The sequence below is a fragment of the Plantibacter flavus genome (genome assembly GCF_051487245.1).
GTDB lineage: Bacteria > Actinomycetota > Actinomycetes > Actinomycetales > Microbacteriaceae > Plantibacter > Plantibacter flavus_B.
In genome coordinates this window covers 461,467-486,795 of the sequence record NZ_JAHVDH010000004.1, presented here as the reverse complement: position 1 = coordinate 486,795, position 25,329 = coordinate 461,467, and the positions used below count along the sequence as shown (strand labels likewise).

Here is a 25,329-nt window from a genome sequence, read left to right as displayed (position 1 = left end):
TCAGTACCTCACCCGCGGGTCGATGATCGCCGCGATGATGTCGACGATGAAGTTGGTGAGGGCGACGATGACCGCGAGGAGCGCGACGATGCCCTGGACGGCGACGAAGTCGCGCGCCTTGAGGTACTCGCTCAGCATGAAGCCGAGCCCCTTCCACTCGAAGGTGGTCTCGGTGAGCACCGCGCCCGCGAGCAGCAGGGCGATCTGCAGGCCGATGACCGTGATGATGGGGATGAGCGCCGGACGGTAGGCGTGCTTCGTGACGAGACGGTACTCGCTCACGCCACGCGATCGGGCGGCGTCGACGTACCCCGAACCGAGCGTGCCGATGACGTTCGTGCGGACGAGACGCAGGAACACACCCGCGGTGAGGAGACCGAGGGCGATGGCCGGGAGCACCGCGTGCGAGAGGACGTCGCCGATCGCGGTCGGGTCGCCGAGGCGGATCGCGTCGATCAGGTAGATGCCGGTGGGGCTCGGGATCGTCTGCAGGGAGAGTTCGGTTCCCGTGCTCGCGCGCCCCGCGACCGGCAGGACGCCGAGCCAGACCGAGAAGACGAGCTTGAGGAGGAGTCCGGCGAAGAAGACGGGGGTCGCGTAGCTGAGGATCGCGAAGACCCGCAGACCCGCATCCTGCCAGCGGTCGCGACGGGCTGCAGCGATCATGCCGAGCGGGATGCCGACGATGAACGCGACGATGAGCGCGTAGCACGCGAGCTCGAGCGTGGCCGAGCCGTAGGTGAGGAGCACTTCGAAGACAGGGCGGTTGTCGGAGATCGTGGTGCCGAAGTTGCCGACGGCGATCTGGCCGAGGTACTCCAGGTACTGCACGAAGATCGGTCGGTCGTAGCCCGCGGCGGTGATGCGCTCAGCGAGCTGGTCCGCCGGCAGACGACCACCGAGCGCAGCGGTGATCGGGTCTCCGGTCAAGCGCATGAGGAAGAACACCAGCGTGACGAGGATGAACACCGTGGGGATGATCAACAGGAAGCGGATGACGAGGTAGCGCCAGAGCCCACCGCCCCCGGAACTCTTGCCCTTCGGGCGGACCGCGGCCGCGGGCGGCGGTGATTCGACAGCAGACGTCATTGCAGTGGATCCTCCTTGATGCACCGAGTGCGCTCGTGACGCACAGCGATACAGACTACTCAGCTACTCCAGCTCATGCAGACGGCAATGGTCGGGTTGGCTCCGGAGAACCACCCCGACCATTGCCTACCGGCGGACGACGCCGGCGTCAGGCTTCGTTCAGCCCTTGGTGATGGGTGCGTAGCGGAACTTGAACGAGGCGTCGAGGACGGTGCCCTCGATGTCCTTGCCGACCACCGCGACCTGAGCACCCTGCAGCAGCGGGATCGTCGACAGGTCGGCCGCTTCAGCGTCCTGGATCTGCTCGATGATCGCCGTGCGGGCCGCCGGGTCCGTGGTGGAACGCTGCTCGTTGATGAGGTCGTTCACCGCGGGGTTGTCGTAGTGGTTCGACAGGAAGTTGTCCGTGGCGAAGAACGGCGTCAGGTAGTTGTCGGCGTCCGAGTAGTCCGGGAACCAACCGAGCTGGTACGCGGGGTACACGTCGGTGGTGCGGTCCTTGGAGTACTGCACCCACTCGGTCTGCTGCAGGTTCACCGCGAACAGGCCGTCGGCCTCGAGCTGGTCCTTGATGGCCGCGTACTCGTCGCCGGAGCCCGAGCCGTAGTGGTCACCGTTGTACTGGAGGTTGAGGGCGAGCGGCACGGTCACGCCTGCAGCCTCGAGGGTGGCCTTCGCCTTGGCGGCGTCCGGGCCGCCTTCGCCGTCGCCGTAGAGACCCTTCAGGGACTCGGTGGCACCGGTCAGACCGGCCGGGACGTAGGAGTAGAGCGGCGTGTAGGTGTCCTTGTAGACGTCCTTCGCGATGGCCGCACGGTCGATCAGGTCGGCAGCGGCCTGGCGGACGGCGAGCGCCTTGGCCGGATCGGCGTCGGCCGTGGTCGCGCCGTAGGGCATCGTGTCGAAGTTGAAGACGAAGTAGCGGATCTCGCCACCGGGGCCGTCGACGATCTTGACCTTGTCGTCCTTCTTCAGGCTCTCGATGTCGGTGGCGGAGAGCGAACGCGACGCGACGTCGATGTTGCCCTTCTGGACGTCGAGCTTCAGGTTGGACTCGTCCGTGTAGTACTTCACGTTGACCGTGTCGTTCTTCGCGGCACCTAGGAGGCCTTCGTAGCCGTCGTACTTCTTGTACGAGATGAGCTCGTTGAACTTGTAGCTCTCGATCGTGTACTGGCCGGCGAACGCCTTGCCCTTCACGATGTCGGCGTCAGGCGTGAGCTCGGTCGCCGAGAAGACGTCCTCGTCCACGATCGGACCGACGGGGCTCGAGAGCACCTGCGGGAAGGTCTGGTCGTTGTCGGTCTTCAGGGTGAAGACCACGGTGAGGTCGTCCGGTGCGTCCGTCTTCTCCAGGTTGCCGAGGAGCGAGGACGGCCCGTTGTCGTCAGCGATCGCCAGCTGGCGATCGAAGGTGAACTTCACGTCGGAGGAGGTGAGGTCGTTGCCGTTGGCCCACTTGAGGCCCTTCTTGAGCTTCACCGTGTACTCGGTCGGCGAGGTGAACTCAGCGGACTCGGCGATGTCAGGCTCGACGTCGGGGCTGTTGTACGGGGTGTTCACGAGGAACGGGAAGACCTGGTTCATGACGGCGAAGGAGCCGTTGTCGTACGACCCGGCCGGGTCGAGCGTGGTGACCTTGTCGGTGGTGCCGATGACGATCGTTCCGCTGGCGCCGGACGAGCTGCCTCCGCCGGCTGCGCAGCCGGCGAGCGCGAGGGCGGTGACGGACAGGCCCGCGAGCGCGATGGCGCTCTTGCGGAATCCACTACGTGGGGATGACATTGATGTCGACCTCGTTTCTGTGTAAGAGACGGCACGGCTGTGTGCAGGTTCTTCGTACGTGCCTGTAGAGGATTACAGCACGCTCCGAACAAATCCCTCGAACTCAGGTGACTTCCGGTGCGGATTCGTTACACGCACGAAACGTGCGCTTGTGGTATCAACGGCGCAGCACACCACCGTTCCGGCGATGCGTTACGCAACACGCGTTGGTGGACCGCGTTCAGCGCCTCAGTCGTTGAGGGCGGAGTTCGCCGCCTCCTGCGCCTTCTTGAGGCCGTCGGAGACGCTCACGGTGCCGGCGAAGATCTCCTTGAAGATCGGGTCGTAGGCGGCGAGGCCCTTGGCGAAGCTGCCACCGGTCGGCGGTGCGATCGTCTTCGCTCCGTCGGCGATGACGTCGAAGAACGGCTGGACGTCGACGTCCTCCTTCTTCCAGTACTCGAAGTAGTCCTTCTGGGCCGCCGTGACGGCCGGTACCGCTGCGCCCTCGGCACCGATGTACGCGTTGCCCTCGGTGCTGCCCATCCAGGCGAGGACCTTCTCGACCGCTTCGGGGTGCTTGGTGGCCGCGTTCCCCGCGGCGGCGATGCCGTTCGTGACGCTCACCTTGCCGGCCGGGCCCGCCGGCAGTTCGGCGACGCCCCACGGGAAGTCGGCGCCGTCGTGGACGGCCTTCAAGCTGTAGAGACCCGACTGGAACATCGCGACCTTGCCCTGCAGGAACGCATCGCGCGCGAAGTCACCGTCGGCGTTGGTGGACGCGGCCGGTGGTGCGACCGTCGCTCCGTTGATCGCGTTCACGAGGTACCCGATCGACTCCGCGGTCTTCGGGTCGTTGAAGGCGAAGTTGTCGCCGTCCTGGTACTTTCCACCGTTCGAGCCGATGTACGGCAGCAGGACCGCCTGGAGGTCGTAGCCGAGACCGGTGCCGTAGGTGGCCGGCGCAGCAGGGTTGAAGCCCGGCTGGTCTGCGGCGACCCCGGCAGCGTCGCGGGTGAGCTTCTTCGCGAGGGGGAGGAAGGTGTCCTTCGTCGCGTCCGGCGACCAGGTCGCCTTCGCGAGGTCGGCCGGCTTCACGCCAGCCGCGTCGAGGAGATCGGCGTTGTAGTAGACGGCGATGCCCGCGTCGGAGAGCTGCGGGACACCCCACAGCTTGTCGTCGCGCGTGAACTGCTTCACGACGCTCGGCGCCCAGGCGTCCGACGCGTCGTTCCCGAGCGTCTTGCCGACGTCGAGGAGGCTGCCGCTGTCCGCGTAGCCGGCGAGGTAGGAGTTGTTCAACCAGAAGATGTCGGGGGCGGTGTCGGCGGCGACGTCGGTGCGGAGCTTCGTCCAGTAGTCGGCCCAGTCGACGACGTCGACACGCACCCGGATGTCGGGGTTCGCCTGCTCGAACGCGGCGAAGGAGGCGTCGTAAGCGTCCGCGACACTCGAGTCCCACAGGCGGACGGTGACCGTCGTACGCTCCGTCGGGCCGGCCGCACACCCGCTGAGCAGCAGTGCTCCGGCGGCGACGATCGCGAGGGGGACGTGACGCTTGTGCATGAGAATCCTTCGTTCCGTGAACCTTGGGGAGGCTAGCAGCTCAGCCTGGACGGCACATCCCTCCCGAAACGGTCACGCGACGGCGACGCTCGACCCTCACCCGTGGGAACCACCGACCGCGGCCGTGAGCGCGGCGTCGAGGTCGGCGATGAGGTCTGCCTGGTCCTCGAGCCCGACGGAGAACCGCAGGTGCCCCAGCCGACGGAACGGCTCGGGGTACGCCGCGACCCGCGGGCCGGTGGTGCCGACGTGCACGATGAGCGACTCGTCGTGCCCGAGCGAGACGGCCGAGGTGATGACGCGGAGGTTCGCGACGAAACGGTTCTGCGTCTCCGGGTCGCCGTCCACCACGAAGGCCATCATGCCGCCCGCTCCGAGCGCGAACTGCCGCGCCGCGAGGGCGTGCTGCGGGTGGGACGCGAGGCCCGGATAGGCGACGAAGGCGACGCGCGGGTCGGCTTCGAGCCATTCGGCGAGCGCCGTCGCCGTCTCCACGTGCCGACCGATGCGGAGCGGCAGCGTGACCGAGCCGCGCATGATGAGCCAGGCGTTGAAGGGGGAGATGACCCCTCCGACGTCGACCATGGCGTCGGACTTGATCGGTTGGATGAGCGCCCGGGAACCGATGACGGCCCCGCCCATCGCGTCGCCGTGCCCGTTGATGTATTTGGTGAGCGAGTGCACGACGAGGTCGGCTCCGAGTGCGATGGGGCGCAGGAGCGGCGGCGGCGTGAACGTCGAGTCGACGGAGAGCAGGGCACCGGACTCGTGCGCGACAGCTGCGACGGCCGCGATGTCGGTGACCTTGGTGGTGGGGTTCGCGATGGCTTCGACGTGCACGAGCTTGGTGGCCCCACGACCCTCCGCGTCGGCGGCGCGGAGCGCGGCACGCACCGCCTCGACGTCGGAGGTGTCGACGAAGGTCGCCTCGATGCCGTACTTCTGCGGCAGCAGCTCGGTGAAGAGGCGGAACGTCGCCTCGTACGTGACGTCCCCGACGACGACGTGGTCGCCGGAGCGCAGGTGCGTGAAGAAGACGGCGTGGAGCGCTGCGACACCGCTCGCGAGCACGACGGCGTCCTCCCCTCCTTCGAGCGCCGCCAGTTTGCGCTGCAGACCGAGCTGGTTGGTGCCCGAGTTGCGCGTGTAGAGGGGGACGTCGGTGCCCGACCAGCTCACCTCGGAGGGATCCTCCGGCAGGGCGTAGGAGTTCGCCATGACGATGGGGGTGCGGATGGCCCCGCCCGCCTCGTCGACGCTGTTGCCCGAGTGGACGCTCTGCGTCCCGAACCCGATCGTCGTGCTGTCCGTCTTGTCAGGCCGCTCGCTGCGCTCGCTCATCCCCCAACCCTAGGCTCGCGAGGGGTCCCGAATGGTGAGTGTTACCGCCCGATCACCAGCCATTCGGGACCCCTCGCGGGCTAGGAGGAGGTGGGACGGGACTGCCACCAGGCGAGGAGGCGACGGGTGGCCTCCTCTTCGCCGAGGGGGCCCTCGTCGAGACGGAGCTCGAGCAGCCAGCGGTAGGCCTCACCGACCTCGCGACCGGGAGCGATGCCGAGCACCTCCTGGATGCGGTTGCCGTCGAGGTCGGGGCGGACGGAGTCGAGCTCCTCCTGCTCCTGCAACTCGGTGATGCGCTGCTCGAGGTCGTCGTACGCGAACCCGAGGCGGTCGGCCTTGCGTCGGTTGCGCGTCGTGACGTCCGCCCGCACGAGCATGTGGAGTCGTTCGAGGAGCGGGCCGGCATCACGCACGTAGCGACGAACGGCCGAATCGGCCCAGACGCCCTCGGAGTAGCCGAAGAAGCGCATGTGGAGCTCGACCAGGCGGGCGACGCTCTTGATGGTGTCGCCGTCGTACCGGAGCGCGGTCAGCCGCTTCTTCGCGAGCTTCGCCCCCACGAGGTCGTGGTGGTAGAAGGTGACCGCCGCACCGGGGCCGGTCTTCTTCGTCGCGGGCTTGCCTATGTCGTGCAACAGGGCCGCCCAGCGCAGCACGAGGTCCGGCGCCTCACCGGGGTGGCGCGAGTGCTCGTACCCGATCGCCTGCTCCAGCACCGTCAACGAGTGCTGGTAGACGTCCTTGTGGTGGTGGTGCTCGTCGGGTTCGAGCCGGAGGGCCGGCAGCTCCGGGAGCACGATGTCGGCGAGCCCGGTGTCGACGAGGAGTTCGAGTCCGGCGCGCGGTGAATCGGTCGCGAGAAGCTTGCCGAGCTCGGCCTGGATGCGTTCGGGGCTCACGATGGAGATCGTCTCGCGACGCTCCTCCATCGCGTCGACGACGTCGTCGGTGGGCGCGAACCCGAGCTGCGAGGCGAAACGCGCGGCCCGCAGCATGCGCAGCGGGTCGTCACCGAACGACACCTCGGGTGAGCTCGGGGTGCGCAGGAGCTGCGCGAGGAGGTCCTCCACCCCACCGGACGGGTCGACGAGGGTCACCTCCGGCACGCGCAGTGCCATCGAGTTGACCGTGAAGTCGCGTCGGCGCAGGTCGTCCTCGAGGGTGTCGCCGAAGGCCACGACGGGCTTCCGGGTGACACCGTCGTAGGCGTCGGCGCGGTACGTGGTGATCTCGACCGTGTCGGCGTGCTCCACGCCGTCGGCATCGAGCACGGCCACCTTCGCGCCGATCGTGCCGAACTCACGTCCGACATCCCACCAAGCACCCGCGATCGGCTTCAGGACGGCGAGGATCTGGTCCGGGGAGGCGTTCGACGTGAAGTCGAGGTCGCTCACGACCCGGCCGAGCATCGCGTCGCGGACGGGACCACCGACGAGGGCGAGTTCGTACCCGGCGTCGGCGAACGCGGTTGCGACCCGCGCGACCACCGGCGATGAGGCCAGGTCCTGCAGGCGCACCAAGGACTCCGCCACGCTCACCATGGGGACAATCGTAGCCGGACGCCGCCACCGGAGCCGCCGATGTCAAGCCGCGAGCGGCTGTGCGCGACGGCCGTACAATAACGATGACCCCAACCCCCAGCAGACCAGAGGTGGACACGATTACGCACGAACTCGACGACCAGCGGAACACCGGCAGCACCCAAGCGCCGACGGCCTTCACCCGCGAGAAGGACCCCACCCCGCCAGAACTCGTGTTCAGCACGCCTCCAGAACTCGTCCTCGTCACCCATGGGGCTCGGAACAAGCGGTTCGACCGCGACGACATCGTGCAGCGCAAGGGCGTCTACACCCTGCTCAACGGTCACCTCACCCCGCAGGAGTCGATGACGGAGGACCTCCTCGCCGTCGCGGACGCCCTCGATGCCGCGGAGATCGAGTATCTGCTCGTCCGAGGCGACCACGACCGCCCGGTGATCGTCGTCGACCGATCGCTGCGGAAGGCCGTCCAGGCCGCACTCTCGGCCACGTTCGCGGACGAACCCTTCTACGGTGTCCCGCTCAAGAATCGGGAGTACAGCCTCAAGCCCGCCGGCGACCCGCGTCTCCTCTCCGACGGCCTGTTCGCCGGCGCACGCAAGGCGGAGGTGTTCCGGCTGTACCGGCCCAGGATCGAACCGCTCGGGCGCCTCCGATACGGCATCGAGACGGCGTTCCAGCTCGAGCTCTGGCGCTTCGGCGACGAGGAGATCACCGCGCCCGTCGAGAACGTCCTCATGCGCACGCGGATGCCGCGGTCCGAGGCCGTCGAGGCCACCGTGGAACGTTACGGCCGCTCCTGGCGCACCCTCGAGCACATGTTCGATGCGCTCGCGAGCGACGTCACCTTCGACATCGACCTCGTCTTCTCGTGGGTCGACGGCTCCTCCGAGGAGTTCCAGCGTGCGCGTGCCAAGCGCATGCAGAGCTATGTGGTGGGTGAGGGAGACGACTCCGACGCCCGGTACCGCCAGATCAACGAGCTCAAATACGCCCTGCGGAGCGTGCACACCTTCGCCCCTTGGGTCCGACGCATCTTCATCGCCACCGACTCCCCCGCACCGGAGTGGCTGGCCGACCACCCCAAGGTCACCATCGTGCGCAGCGAGGAGTTCTTCGCCGACCTCGACGCCCTGCCGACGCACAACTCCATGGCCGTCGAGAGTCAGTTGCACCGGATCGAAGGACTGTCGGAGCACTTCCTCTACTCCAACGACGACATGTTCCTCGGGCGGCCGCTCAGCCCGGAGCTGTTCTTCTCGCCCGGCGGCATCAGCAAGTTCGTCGAGGCGACCACCCGCATCGGGCTGGGTGCCAACGACCCCTCGCGCAGCGGCTTCGAGAACGCCGCGCGCGTGAACCGACGCCTGCTGCACGAACGGTTCGGCCGCGTCACCGCACGGCACTTGGAGCACTGTGCAGCGCCCCTCCGCCGCAGTGTCATGGCCGAGATGGAGCAGGAGTTCTCGGAGGCGTTCCATGCGACGTCCCACAGTGCGTTCCGCGCGGCCGACAACATCTCGGTCACGAACTCCTTCTACCACTACTACGCGCTCATGACCGGGCGGGCCGTGCAGCAGACGCAGGCGAAGGTCCGGTACATCGAGACCACGCTCAAACAGTCGCTCGGGCAGATGGACCGACTGCTGAAGCGCCGCGATCAGGACATGTTCTGCCTGAACGACGGCAGCCGCCCCGAGATCTCAACCGAGGAACGCACCACCGCGGTCATCGACTTCCTGGACCGCTACTTCCCCTTCCCCGCGCCGTGGGAGCGCGAAGCGGCGGTGTCGACGCCGGCTTCCGAGGGACGCGCAGAACTCGGCTGACGCCAGCCCCGACACGACGAAGCCCCGGTCCCTGCGGACCGGGGCTTCGTCGTGTGCGAAATTGGGTCTTCCCTCCGACCGACTGAAATGTTAAACTTCAGATGTAGCGCACGAAGTTTCAGCGCGAAACAGACCCCTCCCCGAATCCGAAGGACCTCATGGACATCTTCCGCAGACCACGCCGCAGCGTGGCAATCGCGTGCCTCGTCGGCGCGGCCATCGCCATCCCGGCCGGCGCGACCGCAGCAGTCATCAGCACCTCCACCGCTCCCGTCACCGGCGAGCTCGTCATGTACGGCGGCAACAGCTCCTGGTACGCCGGTGGGCAGTTCGTGCTCAAGAACACGACGAGCAGCGCGCAGGACTGGTCGCTCTCGTTCACCGTCCCGACCGGCGGCTTCCAGAACTCGTCCGAGTGGAACATCGACGCGACCGTCCAGGGTGACCGCGTCACCCTCACGCCCAAGCAGGGCAAGCTCGCCGCAGGCGCCTCCGAGCACATCTCCTTCGGCGTCTCGGGCGACGGCAGCGGCACCCTCTCCCTGGCGGAGTGCGACCTGGACGGCTCCGCCGTCGCGGGCTGCAGCACCGCCGAGGGCGGCGACGAAGACACCCAGGCACCCACGGTTCCCGGTGGCCTCACCGCCGACGCGAACGACCACTCCAGCGTCCACGTCATGTGGCAGCACTCCTCCGACAACGTCGGTGTCGCCGGCTACCGCGTCATCCAGGACGGCAAGCAGGTGAAGGAGGTCGGCGCCACCACACGCATGACCAACATCACGGGGCTCACCGCCGACACCGAATACGGCTTCGCCGTCGAGGCGTTCGACGCCGCGGGCAACGTCTCCGAGCGCACCGCCGTCGCCACCGCCCGCACCGAGCAGGCACCCGTCGACGACACCGAGGCTCCCGAGAGGATCGAGGACGCCGCCGCGGTCGCCACCGGCGCACGCACGGTCGACCTCACCTGGAGCACGCCGAAGGACAACGTCGGCGTCACGCACTACAAGATCTACAACGGCGTCGACAACAGCAAGGTCACCACGGTGCCGGGCGACGCGACCTCCGCGACGATCACCGGCCTCAACCCCGAGACCGCCTACAGCTTCCAGATCCACAGCTACGACGCCGCCGGCAACGTCAGTCTGTCGAACATCGCCTCCGTGCAGACCGAGGCGGAAGCCCCCGTCGAGCCGGGCGACCCGAGCGCGCCGGCCGCCTTCACCGCGATCGCGAACTCCTACCAGGACGGCTCCACCACGATGCACCGCATCCAGCTCGGCTGGACGCCGACGAGCGCCGCGAACCGCTACGAGGTCCACCTCGACGGCAAGCTCGCGCAGACCATCCTCGTCGGCGCCGATCAGGGCGACGCGCAGAAGCGCTTCATCGCCACCGGCACGATCGCCGGCACGCACACGGTGAAGATCCGCGCACAGCTCGCGGACGGCACCTGGAGCGCCTTCACCCCCGAGCTCACCGTCACGCAGTGACCCGACGAACGACACGAAAGCAGATCGACATGAACACCAACACCACCACGAAGCGCACGGCACCCCGGAAGCTCATCGGAGCCCTCGCCGCCACCGCAGGTCTCGTCGCGATCGCTGCGGGCGGGCTCGCCTCCCCCGCATTCGCACACGGCACGAGCGACAACCCGAAGAGCCGCGTGCTCGGCTGCTACGAAGCCGGCGTCAACACCTGGCCCGGCGGCAACAGCGAGTTCGAGGGCTGCAACGAGGCCTACGAGATCAGCGGCGAGAGCGTCTTCTCCAACTGGAACCAGGTCGTCATCGGCGACACCCGTCAGGGCGAGATCGAGCCGCAGTACCGCGACCTCATCCCCGACGGCCAGATGTGCGCCGCCGGAGACCCGACGAAGGCGGGCCTCGACGCCGCTTCGAAGGACTGGCCGACCACCGCACTGCCCGCGGGTGAGGAGTTCACGCTCCAGTACCTCGCCACCGCCGTGCACAACCCGTACACCTTCAGCTACTACGTGACGAAGGACGGCTACGACGCCAGCAAGGCGCTCACCTGGGACGACCTCGAGTCCACGCCGTTCCTCGTCGCCGACAGCGTCGACCCGGCCTACAAGGACGGGCGTGGCGGCATGTTCGAGTTCACGAGCATGCTGCCCGAGAAGTCCGGCGAGCACGTGATCTACACGATCTGGCAGGGCAACATCAAGAAGGACGGCTCCGTGCAGTCGAACGAGGCCTTCTTCGCCTGCTCGAACGTCGTCTTCTCGTAAGCGCCGAGCAGGATCGGCCCGCTCACTGCAGTCCGCGGAGGCGCCCCTCGCGGGGCCTTCCGCAGGCGCAGCGGGCGGGCCTTTGGCGTACCCCCCCCCGACAAGCTCGGGGACCGGAGCGGGAGCTGACCGTGGTCAGTGCAGGACGCTGATGGGCATCGTCAGCGGCGGTTCCGGCACCACCGGGACCGTCGTCGACTCCGGCAGCACGATGCCGTCGAGCGCCAACCGCCGGGCGCTCTCCGGTGCGTCGATGTAGTCGAGCGCCGGCGTCTCGCCGAGCGGTACGACCGAGTGCAGCACGGTGTCACCGTAGACGTGCACGAGGTTGAACGCCCGCGCGCCGTCACGGCCGCGAGTACCTCCGACGGGCACGTTCAAGTCCTGCGTGTAGCAGGTGGCCGAGGCGACGGAGACCGGGATCCCGGCGAACGTCGCCGTCGAGGAGTAGTGCAGGTGCCCCGCGATGATGCTGCGGACGTCCGAGCCTTCGAGCACCTCGGCGAGCTTCGCCTGCGCACGGAGCTCGACGCTGACGGCCAGGTCGAGCACGCTCGGCACCGGCGGGTGGTGCATCGCGAGGATGGTGCCGTGCGGGGCGGCGGAGGACAGTTCCTCGGCGAGCCAGTCGAGCTGCTCATCCGTGACCTCGCCGTAGTGGTGGCCGGGGACGCTCGAGTCGAGGGTGATGACCCGGAGTCCGTTGACGTCGTAGACCCGGTCGACGGGGCGTGTCGTCGGCACCTCACCGAACAGGCCGGCGCGGAAGGCCTGACGCTCGTCGTGGTTGCCCATCACCCAGATGATCTGCGAACCGAGCCGCGCGGCGACCGGCTCGACGATCGCACGGATGCGCTCGTACGCGTCGGGTTCACCCTTGTCGGCGAGGTCGCCGGTGAAGACGATGGCCTCCGGTCGACCGCCGGACGCTTCGAACTCCTGGAACAGGCGGCGCAGGTGCGTCTCGCTGTCGACGGTGTCGTAGAGGCTCCCTCCGCCGGCGAGGAGGTGCGTGTCGCTCACATGGAGCAGGAAGTGGTCGGGCCTCGGGTACTCGGCCGTGCGAAGACTCACGTGACAACTCTCGTTCGAGCGATGCTCTCCGAACCGCATCGCAGCTGTGTTGCACCATCAGAGCAGAGGTTCCTGAACGTCAGGGGAACGCCACGCTACGACACGGAAACACATCGACGCAAGATCACACGCCACCGGGCGTCATCCCGCGCCCTCCAGGTGTGGTTCATCTCGAACACTCGGTCCAACCACTTCCGCTTGTGAGATATTTCTTCTAATGTTCCAGGTGGTCAGATCGGCCACCAAGATTGGAGCAAGACGTGAAGAAACCCCTCGCCATCATCGCCGGCATCGTCGCGGTCGCCAGCCTCGCCCTCGCAGCCCCCACCGCAGCGAGCGCGACCGAGACACGGGCCCGCGAGACCCGCACCATCAGTTGCTCCACCGGGAACTTCAACGGTCAAGCCAAGGTCGTCCTCGACAGCCGTCCCGAGGGCGTGTGGGTCACCGTCAAGGAGTACAAGATCACGAGGCAGAACGGGCAGTCCGGCGGTAACAAGGCGAACGTCAACGTCGCCGTGCGCTCCGGCGCATATGAGACCGGCTGGTTCAAGTCCGCGGACTCCATGATCCAGGACGGCCGCTGGCACAGTGGCGGGCCGACCGCGGGCCTCAGCAACTACAACGGCGTCGAGGTCGGTTACGTGCAGTTCATCTTCGACAAGTCGGGTTCCGACCCGCGCTGCACTGCCTCGACCTACTTCTGATCGGACCGCGGCGGCGACGGCTCCCTGCACTGATCCGCAGGGCGCCGTCGCCGTCGCCGTCGCCGTCGGCACCGGCTCGCCGGGCGTGCTCGCACCGCACCTGCCGCGACACGCCGGGTCACCATGCGTTGTGGACGCTGGGTCAGGCGCCGGGGAGGGTTCCGAGGCCGTCGACGACGGGGATCGCGGCGAGGAGACGCTGCGTGTACGGGTCCTGCGGGTCGGTCCACACGCGGTCGACCGGGCCGTGCTCGACGATCCGACCGGCACTCATGACCGCCACGTCGTCGGCGATCACCCGGACCACCGAGAGGTCGTGGCTGATGAACAGCAACGCCGCACCGGTCTCGACCGCGAGCTTCCGCATGAGCTTCGCGACACGTGCCTGCAGCGACGCGTCGAGGGAGGCGATCGGCTCGTCACCGATGAGCAGCTCCGGGCCGGCGGCGATCGCGCGGGCGATGGCGATGCGCTGCCGCTGTCCGCCCGAGAACTGGTGCGGGTAGCGTGTGCGGCTCGACGCGTCGAGTTCCACGTGCTCCAGGAGCTGACCCACATCCCAGGCGTCGTGCACAGGGTTCACGCGCAGACCGTCCTCGATCTGACTGCCGATCGTGCGCCGCGGGTTGAGCGACGCGTACGGGTTCTGGAACACCATCTGGATGCGCAGCAGTTCCGGTGCGCGCTTGCGGAGCCCCAGCTTGCCGACCGGGGTGCCGTTGAAGGTGATCGAGCCTCCGGATGTGGGTTCCAATCCGCAGACCGCACGCGCGAGCGTCGATTTTCCACATCCGGACTCGCCGACGAGGCCGAGCACCTCGCGCGGTTCGAGGTCGAAGCTCACACCGTCGACCGCGTTGAGGGTTCCGCGACCGGGCAGCTTGTAGGTGACGTGGAGGTCGTCGAGGTGCAGCAGCGTCATGACGCGGCCTCCGTTCCGGTCTCCGGCAGCGCATCGATGAGCGCTTTCGTGTACGCGTGCTGCGGGTCGGTGATCACTTGGAACCGCGTGCCGTGCTCCACGATCTCGCCCATCCGCATGACCGCGATCGTGTCGGCGAGTGCGGACATCACGCCGAGGTCGTGCGTGACGAGGATGATCGCGATGCCCAACTCGTCGCACAGCTTGCGCAGCAGTCGGAGGATGCCCGCCTGGACGGTGACATCGAGCGCGGTGGTCGGCTCGTCGGCGATGAGGACCGACGGCTCGCACATGAGCGCTGAGGCGATGGCGATGCGTTGCAACTGCCCGCCGGAGAACTGGTGCGGGTACTTCCGCAGCGCTGCCTCCGGGTTCGGCACGGCGACGAGCCCCAGCACCTCGAGCGCTCTCGCGCGTGCCGCCCGCCTCGATGCCCCGGTGTGGTGCCGGTAGTGGTCGATCAGTTGGGACTCGACGGTGAGCATCGGGTGCAGGCTCGCAGTCGGATCCTGGAAGATCATCGCGATCCGGGAACCGCGGTAGCGGTTCATCGCGCGCTGCTTCAATCCGACGAGCTCGGTGCCCGCGAAGCGGATGCTCCCGCCGAGGTTCGCGCCGGCCGGCAGCAGTCCGCAGATCGCGAGACCCGTCATCGTCTTCCCCGAGCCGGATTCGCCGGCGAGACCGGTGATCCGGCCGGCGGGCACGTCGAGATGGATGCCGCGCAGGATCTGCTTCGTGGCATCGCCACGGCCGAAACTCAGCGTCAGGCCGTCGATGACGATGCCGGAGTCGCCGCTGTCGCCGTCTGCCGGCATGGGTCGTCCCTTCGATTCGGTTCCGCTCGTGGCGCTCACAGCGACCGCCCCTGGACAGCCTCTTGCGAACGCGGGTCGAGGGCGTCCCGGAGCGCGTCGCCGAGGAAGTTGAAAGCGAGCACGACGGTGAGGATCGCGAGACCCGGGAAGACGGCGATCCACCACGAGGAGAAGTTCTGGACACCGTCGGACACCATGGCGCCCCAGTCCGGCGTCGGCGGAACCGCACCGAGGCCGAGGAACGAGAGCCCGGACAGCAAGAGGATCGCCGTACCGACGTCGAGGGTCGCCAGCACGACGACCGGGGACACGACGTTCGGCAGGATGTCCTTGCCGAGCGACGTGAACGGCCCGTTGCCGAGCAGACGACCGGCGACGACGTACTCCGCGTTCCGCGCCCCGATGACGAGCGAGCGCGTCACCCTCGCGTACGCGGGCCAGGAGACGATGAGCATCGCGATGACCGCGTTCGTCAGGCTCGGACCGAGGGCTGCGGCGATGACCATCGCCAGGATGATCGTCGGGAACGCGAACACGAGGTCGGCGATGCGCATGATGGTCTCGTCGAGGGCCTTCCCGAAGTAGCCCGCGATGGCGCCGAGGAGCGAGCCGATGAGCATGGCGAAGACGACGAGCATGAGCGCGAGCGGGATCGACACCTGGGCACCGCTGACGACCCGCGACAACACGTCGCGGCCGACCTGGTCGGTACCGAACCAGTGGGCCGCGGACGGCGCCTGGAGGCGGTCGAAGTCCTGGGCGAGCGGGTCGAACGGGCGGATCCACGGCGCGAGGAGTGCGACGAGGAGCCAGAACACCACGATGACGCCACCGGCGATCGCGAGCGGGGTGCGCAGCTGCTTCGAGACGCGGAGACGTCCCCTGCGTTTGGTCTGGACGGCGAGGACGTCGGTCATGCCACCCTCACTCTCGGATCGATGAAGCCGTAGAGCACGTCGACCAGGAAGTTCAGGCCGATGTACACGAAACCGACGATGAGCCCGACGCCCATGATCGCCGGCAGGTCGAGTTTGGTGGCGGCCGCGTAGGCGTATTCACCGAGGCCGTGCCACGAGTACACCTTCTCCACCAGGACGGTGCCGGAGAGCAGGGACCCGAAGGCGACGCCGAGCACCGTGATGATCGGCACGAGCGCGCCTCGGAGGACGTATCGGCTGACGACGACGTGACCCGGGAGACCCTTCGCCCGCGCGGCCCGCACGTAGTCGAGATCGAGCACCTCGAGGATCGCCGAGCGGGCGAACCTCGTCAGCAGGCCGATCGTGTACAGCGCGAGGACCGACGCCGGCAGGATCAGGTGGGAGATCGCATCGCCGAAGGTCGACCACTGCCCTGCGAGGAGCGAGTCCACCGTGTACATGCCGGTGACCTTGGGTGGCGGGATCGCAGCCGGCGACAGCCGTCCGGAGCCCGGGAACCAGTGCAGCTGCGAGAAGAAGACGAAGTACACCACGAGCGCGAGCCAGAAGGAGGGCACGGAGATGCCGATGAGGCTCACGACCCGGATCACCTGGTCGGTGATGGTCTTGCGGCGGAGCGCGGCCCACATGCCGAGACCGACACCGATGACGATCGAGATGACGATCGCCGTGAGTGCGAGCTCCGCCGTCGCGGGGAACGCCTTGCCGAGCTCTTCGGCGACCGGACCACGCGTCTGCTGCGAGGTGCCGAGGTCTCCCTGGAAGAGGTTGCCGACATAGGTGAAGTACTGCACCGGGAGCGGCTTGTCGAGGCCTGCGTTCTCCCGGAACTGAGCCACGATCGCGGGGTCGGCGGCAGCCTGCTCGCCGAGGGCGGCCTGCACGGGGTCGGCCGGGACGAGGTTGGTCAGCGTGAAGGTGACGAGCGTCACCCCGAACATCAGTAGGACCGTGAGGCCGAGCCGGATGCCGAGGTAGCGCGCGAGCGGGTGGAGGCCCGCTCGCGCGCTGGACGTCGTCGGTGCGACGCTACTTGATTCCGGCAAGGTCGACGGTCCACGTCGGGTTCAGCGGAACCTCGGTGATCGTGGTCGCGGTGACCACGTTCTGCGCGGGCTGCAGCAGCGGGATGAACGGCCCGCTCGCGTTCTGGGCCTTCTGGAGCGCCTGGTATGCGGCAGCACGGGCGTCCGTGTCCGTCGCGGCGACAGCCGCAGCCGCGAGGTCGGTCACGGTCGGGTCGGCGCCGGCAGCCCAACCGGCGCGGAGGCCGACGAGCTCACCCGGGGTGAACGCGAGGTAGTTGGACGGGTCCGGGAAGTCCGGTCCCCAGTACCAGAGACCCACGGTCTCCTTGCCGTCGCGGTACGCGTCGAGCTCGGTGGCGACCGGTGCCGGTGCGAGGGTGATGGTGATCCCGACCGACTTCAGCTGTGCCTGGACCGACTCGGCGATGCTCTGCAGGGAGAGTCCCTGCACCGTGATGTCGTTCGGGAAGTTCAGCGTGACGGCCTCACCGGCGTAGCCGGACTCGGCGAGTGCGGCCTTCGCCGCGGTGGCGTCGAACTGGTTGCCGTCCTTCGCGTCGAGCGCGCCGTTGAAGATCGACGGGATGAACCCGCCCGGGCGCACGGAGCCGTCACCGGCGAGGTCGACGATCTTGTCGTAGTCGATGCCGAGCTTGACGGCCTCGAGGAACTTCGGGTTGCTCGTGATCTCGCTGATCGCGGGGTCCTGGTTGAGCATCAGGAAGATCATGTACCGCGAGGGGTTCGCAATGATCTTCACCTTCGAGTCGTCGAGCTCCGCCACCTGGTCGGGGTTGAGGTCGAGCGCGACCTGGGAGTCACCGGCCTCGACGTTGAGCTTCTGGGTCGGTCCCTGCACGTTGCGGAGGACGACCCGCTCGTAGGCCGGCTTGGTGCCGGTGTACTCGGGGTTCGCCGTGAAGACGACCTGCGAGGCCGCGTCGAACGACTCGAGGACGTACGGACCGGAGCCGGCGGACGTGCCGTTCAGGAAGCTCTCCGCTGCGTCGTCGGCGGAGGTGCTGCCACCGTTCTTCTCCACGACGTCCTGGTTGACGATGCCGAGCGCGGGGTTCGGGAGGATGAACGGCAGCGCGGGGTTCGGCGTGGCAGAGGTCAGGGTGAGGGTCGTGTCCGAGGTCTTCTCGATCGTGATGCCGTCGAGCAGGAAGGACGGGTTGCCCTTCACGCCCTGCACACGCTGGAGTGAGAACACGGCGTCGTCCACGGTCACATCGGAACCGTCGGAGAACTTCTTGCCGTCCTTCATCGTGAGGGTCATGACCGTGTTGTCGTCGTTCATCTCGTAGCTGGCGAGGCCGTCGACCGGAGCGGTCACGTCGTCGGCGTTGAACGTCAGCAGCGTCTCGTAGAGCGCCTTCGCGACGATGGAACCGGTGGTCTCGTACTCGCGGTTGGGATCTGCGGTCTTGAGGTCGAACGACGCGTCGACGACGAGGGACTTGGGGGCGCTGTCGCTGCCGCCGCCGGCGGAGCAGCCGCTGAACGCGAGGCCGGCCGCGAGCGCGATGCCGACGGCTGCCATGCCGCGCCGACCGGCGCGGGTGAAGGAACGTGACAAGGTGGTGCTCCTTATCTGGTTGGAGGGATGAGCTGAAAGTAGTGCTGTGACAGATCATTCGTCAATCTGCAAGCTGTTACCAAAGAAGAAATGTCTCGATCTTCGACCTGATCTGCCATATCCTCTCAATCGACCGCCAAGACCACCGCCGAATCTGGACGTTTGGAGCATTCGATGCAACTCGACGACACCCACATCCGCATGCTGGAACTCCTGCGAGAGGACGGCAGAGCCTCCGTCGCCGCGCTCGCGGAGCACCTCGGGATCTCCAGGTCGAATGCCTATTCGCGCTACGAAGCGCTCGTCCGGGCTGGTGTCCTGAAGGGCGTCCACGCCGACATCGAGCCGTCGGCCGTGGGCCTGGGCGTCGCGGCGATGGTGTTCATCACCCTGCGCCAGAGTCAGTGGGCGGACTTCCGCGCGCGGCTGTCCTCGGTTCCGGAACTCGAGTACTTCGCCGTGACCACGGGCGAGCACGACGCCATGATGCTCATCCGCGCCCCGGACGTCGCGGCCATCCACGAACTCGTCGCGACGCGGCTCGCCCAGTGGCCGTCGATCAAGGCCACCACGACGGTCTTCCTCATGGACGAGGAGCGCTCGGACGTGTCACTGCGGATGTCGCGTTCGGAGCGGACGAGCGTCGAGGACTCCGGAGAACGCTTCGGCATGACCCGTTTCGTGCGGACGAGCGACGAGCGCGCCCAGCGAGTGCCGGAGCGGCGCGGGCGCTGAGCACGCTCGGCCGTCCCGTCCTGGTCAGGCGGAGACGATCTCCCGACAGACGCTGACGTGCGCCTGGCCGTCCGGCCCGATGAAGTCCTCGGTCAGGAGGAGGGAACCGTCGGCGGCTCGCGAGATGATCGAACTGGCCTCGCCGCGCGTCGTGACGGTGCCCGCTCGGTTCCGGTGCACGAACGAGATGTCGATCCTGGCTTCCGTGCGGACCCCGCAGAAGCGCCCGACCGAGACGGTGTCCCCCACGTACTCTCCCCAGAGGACGCCGCGGTCCTCGTGGTACACGAACCGCGTCGGAGCGTCCGCGTCGACGACGCTCGCCGTCGACGAGACCATGTCGAACACCTTTGCGTCGAGGTCGAAGTCCGGCAGGGTCGGGGTGCCGATCTCGGCGGGTCCAGTCATGCCGTCATTGTGCGGAGGCACGCGAACAGGTGTCAACCCGTCGGCGATCCGTCCACCGTCGACCGGTCTCGGCGTGGTCGAAATGGACGAAAGTGCGAAGTCAGGCTCTTTCGCGTGGACGTTCCGTGGACGTCGGCGGGTGGTGCTTGACGGGGTGCCCACACGATGACTTACTGATCTGCATGTGTCCAGACTCCATCTCGTTCCGAGACCCGCGCACCCAGCCGCTGCCGTCCGACGACGCCTTCCTCCAGTACATGGCGAGCGGCTGGGGCGACGCGGACCGATCCGTCGATCTCGTCGACGGCGCGGGCGCCGCGGCTGGACGGCATCGCGCACACATCGGCGAGCGGTTCTCCGGACGCTGGCTGATCGTGTCGTCGGGCCGGGCCGCCACCCGCACGAACGACACGGAGTTCCCCTTCCGGCCGGACAGCGACTTCGTCTGGCTCACCTCCTGTCAGGCGGAGGGAGCCGTCCTCGTCATGCGGCCGACCGCCGAGGGTCACGACGCGACGCTGTACCTGCCCGAGCCCGCCGGCCCAGGCGACGAGGCCTTCTACGCCGACGCCATGCGCGGCGAACTCTGGATCGGACCGGCGGCATCGCTCGCGCACTGGGCGGACGCCCTGGAGATCGACGTGCGTCCACTCGGCGCGCTCGAGGACGCCCTCGTCGCAGCCCCCTCGAACAGCGCCAGGGCCGGCGCGCCGGAACCCGCCCTCGACGCCCGGTTCCAGCCGTCCCGCGAGCTGCTCGTCGCCCTCTCGGCCGGCAAGCTCGTCAAGGACGCCTGGGAGGTCGACCAGCTCCGCACCGCGGTCGATGCGACGGTCGCGGGCTTCCGCGCCGTTGCCGGAGAGCTGCCGGCCGCGCTCGACTTCGGTGGAGAGCGCTGGCTGCAGGCGACCTTCGAGCGTCACGCGCGGACCTTCGGGAACGGGGTCGGATACTCGACGATCATCGGAAGCGGTCCCCACGCCCCCACGCTCCATTGGACGCGCTGCGACGGCCCGGTGCTGCCCGAACACCTGATCCTCATGGACGCCGGCGTCGAGGCGAGATCGCTGTACACGGCAGACGTGACGAGGACCTTCCCGGCTTCCGGGAGGTTCTCCCCCGCCCAGCGCGTGGTGCACGACCATGTCGAACGCGCGCACCGGGCCGCCATGGCCCAGGTCGGCCCCGGCAAGACGTTCCTGGACATGCGTTCGACGGCATACGAGCGGATCGCGACGAGTCTCCACGAGCTCGGCATCCTGCAGGTCTCGGTCGACGAAGCCATGTCGCCGACCGGTCAACAGCACCGTCGCTACCTCCCGAGTGGCACCGGCCACCACCTCGGGCTCGACGTCCACGACTGTGCGCGCATCGGCGACGACCGCTACCTCGACGAACCGCTGCGCCCGGGGGCCGTCCTCACGGTCGAGCCCGGGCTCTACTTCCACGCCAACGACCTCACGGTCCCACCGGAACTCCGCGGCATCGGCGTGCGGATCGAGGACGACCTCCTCGTCACGGACACCGGCCACGAGGTGCTCTCTGCTGCGCTCCCCATCACCGCCGACGGCCTGGAAGCGTGGTTGCGCGGCTGACGCCGACCCAGCTGTCCGGCGTGCGGCGGGAGTGGTGAACACGCCTAGGGTTGGACCGTGAATCAGCCCGACGCGCCGACGCGCACCGCCGTCCGACCGAGCCCCGGTGTCCTCTCGACCCTGCGCAACCCCAAGGCGCTCAGCGTCGAGGTGCTCGCGGGCGTCGTCACGACACTCGCACTGATCCCCGAAGTCATCTCGTTCTCGATCATCGCCGGGGTGGACCCGAAGGTGAGCCTCATCGCGTCCGTCGTGCTCGCGATCTCGATGTCCGTCCTCGGCGGACGACCGGCCATGATCACCGCCGCGGCCGGCGCCGTGGCGCTCGTCGTCGCTCCCCTCGTCAAGGACCACGGCGTCGAGTACCTGCTCCCGGCGGTCATCCTCGCCGGGCTCGTGCAGATCCTGTTCGGCGTCACCGGGCTCTCGCGGCTCATGCGCTTCATCCCCCGCTCAGTGATGATCGGATTCGTCAACGCCCTCGGCATCCTCATCTTCGTGGCCCAGGTGCCGCATCTGCTCGGCGTCCCGTGGCTCGTCTATCCGCTGTTCGTGATCACCGTGCTCATCGTCCTGCTGCTGCCGAAGCTCACGACCGCCGTACCTGCACCGCTCGTCGCGATCGTCGTCGTCACCGCGATCACGATGATCGCGCACGCAGCCGTCCCGACGGTCGGTGACCAGGGCGACGTGTCTGGTGGCCTCCCCGGCCTGACCCAGCTCCTGGTGCCGCTCGACCTCGAGACCCTCGGGATCATCTGGCCGACCGCGCTCAGCGTCGCGTTCGTCGGGCTCATGGAGACGCTCCTCACCGCGAAACTCGTCGACGACCTCACCGACACGACCTCATCGAAGGGCCGTGAGTCGTGGGCCCTCGGCATCGCCAACATCCTCGCCGGCTGGTACGGCGGCATCGCCGGCTGCGCGATGATCGGCCAGACGGTCGTCAACGTGAAGCTCGGCGGCGCGCGCACGCGCATCTCGACGTTCGTGGCCGGGATCTTCCTCCTCCTGCTCGTGACCGCCCTCAGTCCCGTGATGGCGCAGATCCCGATGGTGGCCCTGGCCGCGGTGATGATGATCGTCGCGATCAAGACGGTGAACTGGCACAGCGTCCGTCCGTCGACGCTCCGCCGGATGCCCGTGCCGGAGACGCTCGTCATGGTCGCGACGGTGGTCGTGGTCGTCGTGACCCACAACCTCGCGATCGGCGTCGCGGCAGGCGCCGTGCTCGCGATGGTGCTCTTCGCCCGACGGGTCGCGCATGTGATCCGCGTGCGGCGGACGCTCGCGGACGACGGCACCTCCGTGCGCTACCGGGTCGTCGGGCCGCTGTTCTTCGGCAGCAGCAACGACCTCGTCGAACAGTTCGACTACGCCGGAGACCCGGCCGAGGTCGTCGTGGACTTCACCGCGTCGCAGATCTGGGACGCGTCGAGCGTCGCCGTCCTCGACTCCGTCCAGGGGAAGTACGCCGACCACGGCAAGCGGGTCGCGTTCACCGGGCTCGACGAGCGCAGCAGCGCTTTCCTGGAGCGTCTCTCCGGCCACCTCTGAGTGCACCTGCCCGGCCTGAGTCGTCGATTCGACGACGGCAGAGGATGATGGGTGCATGGCAGAATCCGGTACGCCCAGAGTCGCGGTCTACATCGACTTCGACAACATCGTCATCTCCCGCTACAACCAGCTGTACGGGAAGGCGGCGTTCAGCCGCGATCGCGCTCGCTCGCACGTCCCGTCCACCGCCCCCGCAGGCGACGAGATCTCCGAGCGTCTGCAGGCGGCCCGCGTCGACGTCGGCGCGATCCTCGACTACACCTCGTCGTTCGGCAACATCGTCATCAGCCGCTCGTACGCCGACTGGTCGGAGCCCGTCAACTCGGCGTACCAGAAGGACCTCGTCGACCGAGCGGTGGACCTCACGCAGATGTTCCCCACCACCAAAGCGATGAAGAACGGTGCGGACATCCGGCTCGCCGTCGACGTCGTCGAAGACCTCTTCCGCCTCCCCGACCTCACCCACATCGTGATCGTCGCCGGCGACTCCGACTACATCTCGCTCGCCCAGCGCTGCAAGCGCCTCGGCCGCCACGTCATCGGGATCGGCGTCGCCGGCGCGACCAGCCGCGCGCTCATGGCGGCGTGCGACGAGTTCTCCGACTACGACGACCTCCCGGGCATCGTCCGCCCGGTCGTCACGCGCACGCCTCGGACACCCGCATCCGCGGAGTCGGGCGACGGCACCACCGCGGCCGCCGCCGCCGAAGAACAGCCGAAGGCGGGCTCGAAGTCCGGCGGTCGCCGGCGTGCGTCGAGCACGCAGAGCCCGGCTGCCGAGGTACCCGCCGCCCAGGCGCCTCCGCGCATCGGCGGGCTCTTCACCGAACCCGTGTTCAGTCACCGCGACGCGGACGACGACGCGGACGCGGACGAGGAGACGACCGACCCGTCGGGGCCCGAGGCGCAGCGTGCGGCGACCGAACTGCTCGTCCGAGCCCTCCGTCTCGTCCACGCGAAGAACGACGATGAGGACTGGCTGCTCAACGCGGAGGTCAAGAACCAGATGATCCGCATGGACCCCGCGTTCAAGGAGAAGCCGCTCGGTTCGCGGTCGTTCAGCGACTTCATCAACTCACGAGCGGATGTCGTGGAGGTCAACCCGGACGCGAGTTCCGACGGACGCCGTCTGCGCATCCGCGAACTCGACTGACGTCGCAGAGGAGCCGGTCCGGGGCGGGACACTGGCCGGTCGGATCCCCTGCCCTCAGGCGGAAGTCCTGGTCGCCAGCGCCGTGTTCAGGCGCCCGCGAAGAACGCGCGCACCGCTTCTGACAGCGCGGCCGGGTCGTCGATGTGGCAGAGTTCGCGAGCCGAGTGCATCGACAGCAGCGGGGTTCCCACGTCGACGGTACGGATGCCGAGTCTGGTCGCCGTCAGCGGGCCGATCGTGGAGCCGCACGGCACGGTGTTGTTCGACACGAAGTCCTGCGACGGCACTCCGGCCGCTGCGCAGCACCGCGCCCACAACGCGGCACCGAGCGCATCGGTCGCGTATCGCTGGTTCGCATTGATCTTCAGGAGTGGACCACCGCCGGCCACCGGGCGGTTCGCCGGGTCGTGGCGCTCGGGGTAGTTCGGGTGGATCGCGTGCCCGGCGTCCGCCGACAGACACCAGGACCCCGCATACGCCTGCAGTCGCTCGGAGGCGCCCGCGCCGAGCGCGACACCGATCCGGGTGAGGACGTCGTCGAGGAACGGGCCGCTCGCGCCGGACGTCGATGCGGAACCCAGTTCCTCGTGGTCGAACGCAGCGAACACCGTGATGTGCTCGGTCGACTCGGCCGCTGCCTCCGCACCGGCGATCACTGCGGTGAGGCCGGCGTGCACCGAGGTCAGATTGTCCATGCGGCCGGCTGCGAAGAGCGTGCCGTCCAGGCCGAAACGGCGCGGTTCCTGGGTGTCGGCGACGAGGATGTCGTAACCGGCGATCTCGGCGGCGTCGATGCCCGCGATCGACGCGAGATGGGCGAGCACATCGGCCTGCGACAGCTCCCCCACGCCGTAGACGGGCTGCAGGTGACGCTGCCGGTCGAGCACGAGCCCGTCGTTGACGCCGCGGTCGAGGTGCACGGCCAACTGCGGGATGCGGAGGAACGGTCCGGTGCGCACGAGGTGCACCGTGCCGTCGAGCGTCACGAGCCGGCCGGCGAGTTCCAGCTCGCGATCGAGCCAGGAGTTCAACAGCGGGCCGCCGTAGACTTCGACGCCGGCCTGCAGCCACCCATGGGCACCGATCGTGGGCTTCGGCTTGAGCTTGAAGCTCGGCGAGTCGGTGTGCGAACCCAGGATCCGGAACGGCGTCGTGGCCACGGCATCCGCTGGCTGCACCCAGGCGATGATCGCGCCCTCCCGCTCGACGAAGAACCGTCCGGCCGCGGCATCCCAGCTCGCCGTCTCCTCGCGACGTGAGAAACCCGCAGCCTCCAGACGGCGGGCGCTCTCCGCGACCGCGTGGTAGGAGGTCGGCGACGCGACGATGAAGTCGGCGAGGTCGCTGATGTGCGCGCTGCTGTCCATCCCTCCATCCTGTCACTGTCCCAGCGGGGAGGTTGGTCCATCCCCACCCGAACGG

Annotated in this window: 21 protein-coding genes; 8 read left to right on the top strand and 13 right to left on the bottom strand. The window is 68.2% G+C overall.

The features are described 5' to 3' along the window. The 5 genes from KXS11_RS12520 to KXS11_RS12500 form a co-directional block, all read right to left on the bottom strand. The gene (locus KXS11_RS12520) at positions 1 to 1,089 is read right to left on the bottom strand and encodes an ABC transporter permease (RefSeq protein ID WP_437385920.1); all 1,089 of its coding nucleotides are present in this window, start codon (positions 1,087 to 1,089) and stop codon (positions 1 to 3) included. Between the two features lie 159 nt (positions 1,090 to 1,248). Next, the gene (locus KXS11_RS12515) at positions 1,249 to 2,874 is read right to left on the bottom strand and encodes an ABC transporter substrate-binding protein (protein WP_437385919.1); all 1,626 of its coding nucleotides are present in this window, start codon (positions 2,872 to 2,874) and stop codon (positions 1,249 to 1,251) included. Between the two features lie 228 nt (positions 2,875 to 3,102). Next, the gene (locus KXS11_RS12510; protein ID WP_437385918.1) at positions 3,103 to 4,419 is read right to left on the bottom strand and encodes an ABC transporter substrate-binding protein; all 1,317 of its coding nucleotides are present in this window, start codon (positions 4,417 to 4,419) and stop codon (positions 3,103 to 3,105) included. 96 nt (positions 4,420 to 4,515) lie between these two features. After that, a complete protein-coding gene (locus KXS11_RS12505) occupies positions 4,516 to 5,760 on the bottom strand; it encodes a trans-sulfuration enzyme family protein (RefSeq protein WP_437385917.1) in 1,245 nt (414 codons plus the stop codon). 80 nt (positions 5,761 to 5,840) lie between these two features. Further along, the gene (locus tag KXS11_RS12500) at positions 5,841 to 7,304 is read right to left on the bottom strand and encodes a CCA tRNA nucleotidyltransferase (RefSeq protein ID WP_437385916.1); all 1,464 of its coding nucleotides are present in this window, start codon (positions 7,302 to 7,304) and stop codon (positions 5,841 to 5,843) included. 83 nt (positions 7,305 to 7,387) lie between these two features. On the opposite strand from KXS11_RS12500, the gene KXS11_RS12495 reads away from it, so the two are divergent. The 3 genes from KXS11_RS12495 to KXS11_RS12485 all read left to right on the top strand — a co-directional run bounded on the left by KXS11_RS12495 (position 7,388) and on the right by KXS11_RS12485 (position 11,387). Then, positions 7,388 to 9,130, top strand: coding sequence for a stealth family protein (locus tag KXS11_RS12495; protein ID WP_437385915.1), 1,743 nt, complete (start codon positions 7,388 to 7,390; stop codon positions 9,128 to 9,130). Positions 9,131 to 9,288: 158 nt separating this feature from the next. Next, a complete protein-coding gene (locus KXS11_RS12490; RefSeq protein ID WP_437385914.1) occupies positions 9,289 to 10,626 on the top strand; it encodes a fibronectin type III domain-containing protein in 1,338 nt (445 codons plus the stop codon). 29 nt (positions 10,627 to 10,655) lie between these two features. After that, positions 10,656 to 11,387 carry a lytic polysaccharide monooxygenase gene (locus KXS11_RS12485; RefSeq protein WP_437385913.1) on the top strand — a complete coding sequence of 244 codons (732 nt, stop codon included), beginning with the start codon at positions 10,656 to 10,658 and terminating at the stop codon, positions 11,385 to 11,387. A gap of 135 nt (positions 11,388 to 11,522) precedes the next feature. Here the strand turns inward: KXS11_RS12485 and KXS11_RS12480 are convergent, their stop codons facing one another. After that, entirely contained in the window at positions 11,523 to 12,461 is a 939-nt protein-coding gene (locus tag KXS11_RS12480) for a phosphodiesterase (protein ID WP_437385912.1), read from the bottom strand. Positions 12,462 to 12,721: 260 nt separating this feature from the next. Between KXS11_RS12480 and KXS11_RS12475 the strand changes: the two genes are divergently transcribed. Then, positions 12,722 to 13,168 carry a hypothetical protein gene (locus KXS11_RS12475; protein WP_437385911.1) on the top strand — a complete coding sequence of 149 codons (447 nt, stop codon included), beginning with the start codon at positions 12,722 to 12,724 and terminating at the stop codon, positions 13,166 to 13,168. Positions 13,169 to 13,310: 142 nt separating this feature from the next. Here the strand turns inward: KXS11_RS12475 and KXS11_RS12470 are convergent, their stop codons facing one another. From KXS11_RS12470 to KXS11_RS12450, 5 genes are read right to left on the bottom strand one after another with little or no spacing between them, the layout of a single operon-like run. Further along, entirely contained in the window at positions 13,311 to 14,090 is a 780-nt protein-coding gene (locus KXS11_RS12470; RefSeq protein WP_437385910.1) for an ABC transporter ATP-binding protein, read from the bottom strand. Beyond that, positions 14,087 to 14,908 (bottom strand): ABC transporter ATP-binding protein, encoded by an 822-nt coding sequence (locus KXS11_RS12465; RefSeq protein WP_437385909.1) that lies wholly within the window; start codon positions 14,906 to 14,908, stop codon positions 14,087 to 14,089. Before KXS11_RS12465 ends, KXS11_RS12470 begins: the two co-directional genes overlap by 4 nt. Before the next feature lie 35 nt (positions 14,909 to 14,943). Further along, a complete protein-coding gene (locus KXS11_RS12460) occupies positions 14,944 to 15,825 on the bottom strand; it encodes an ABC transporter permease (RefSeq protein WP_437385908.1) in 882 nt (293 codons plus the stop codon). After that, the gene (locus KXS11_RS12455) at positions 15,822 to 16,895 is read right to left on the bottom strand and encodes an ABC transporter permease (protein ID WP_437385907.1); all 1,074 of its coding nucleotides are present in this window, start codon (positions 16,893 to 16,895) and stop codon (positions 15,822 to 15,824) included. The genes KXS11_RS12460 and KXS11_RS12455 overlap by 4 nt, the downstream gene beginning before the upstream one ends. After that, positions 16,879 to 18,459 (bottom strand): ABC transporter substrate-binding protein, encoded by a 1,581-nt coding sequence (locus KXS11_RS12450; protein WP_437385906.1) that lies wholly within the window; start codon positions 18,457 to 18,459, stop codon positions 16,879 to 16,881. The genes KXS11_RS12455 and KXS11_RS12450 overlap by 17 nt, the downstream gene beginning before the upstream one ends. Positions 18,460 to 18,633: 174 nt before the next feature. Here KXS11_RS12450 and KXS11_RS12445 point away from each other — a divergent pair, with 174 nt between their 5' ends. Then, entirely contained in the window at positions 18,634 to 19,194 is a 561-nt protein-coding gene (locus tag KXS11_RS12445; protein ID WP_437385905.1) for an Lrp/AsnC family transcriptional regulator, read from the top strand. Positions 19,195 to 19,218: 24 nt separating this feature from the next. Here KXS11_RS12445 and KXS11_RS12440 read toward each other — a convergent pair whose 3' ends face one another. Then, on the bottom strand, positions 19,219 to 19,602 hold the full coding sequence (locus tag KXS11_RS12440) for a hypothetical protein (protein ID WP_437385904.1): 384 nt from the start codon (positions 19,600 to 19,602) through the stop codon (positions 19,219 to 19,221). 182 nt (positions 19,603 to 19,784) lie between these two features. On the opposite strand from KXS11_RS12440, the gene KXS11_RS12435 reads away from it, so the two are divergent. From KXS11_RS12435 to KXS11_RS12425, 3 genes are read left to right on the top strand one after another with little or no spacing between them, the layout of a single operon-like run. Then, positions 19,785 to 21,197, top strand: a complete 1,413-nt coding sequence (locus KXS11_RS12435) for an aminopeptidase P family protein (protein ID WP_437385903.1) — start codon at positions 19,785 to 19,787, stop codon at positions 21,195 to 21,197. A 57-nt stretch (positions 21,198 to 21,254) separates the two neighbouring features. Beyond that, on the top strand, positions 21,255 to 22,754 hold the full coding sequence (locus KXS11_RS12430) for a SulP family inorganic anion transporter (protein WP_437385902.1): 1,500 nt from the start codon (positions 21,255 to 21,257) through the stop codon (positions 22,752 to 22,754). Positions 22,755 to 22,809: 55 nt separating this feature from the next. After that, complete coding sequence (locus KXS11_RS12425) at positions 22,810 to 23,907, top strand: NYN domain-containing protein (protein WP_437385901.1); 1,098 nt, start codon at positions 22,810 to 22,812, stop codon at positions 23,905 to 23,907. An 86-nt stretch (positions 23,908 to 23,993) separates the two neighbouring features. Here KXS11_RS12425 and KXS11_RS12420 read toward each other — a convergent pair whose 3' ends face one another. Continuing rightward, positions 23,994 to 25,274 carry a M18 family aminopeptidase gene (locus KXS11_RS12420; RefSeq protein WP_437385900.1) on the bottom strand — a complete coding sequence of 427 codons (1,281 nt, stop codon included), beginning with the start codon at positions 25,272 to 25,274 and terminating at the stop codon, positions 23,994 to 23,996. Positions 25,275 to 25,329 lie beyond the last annotated feature (55 nt).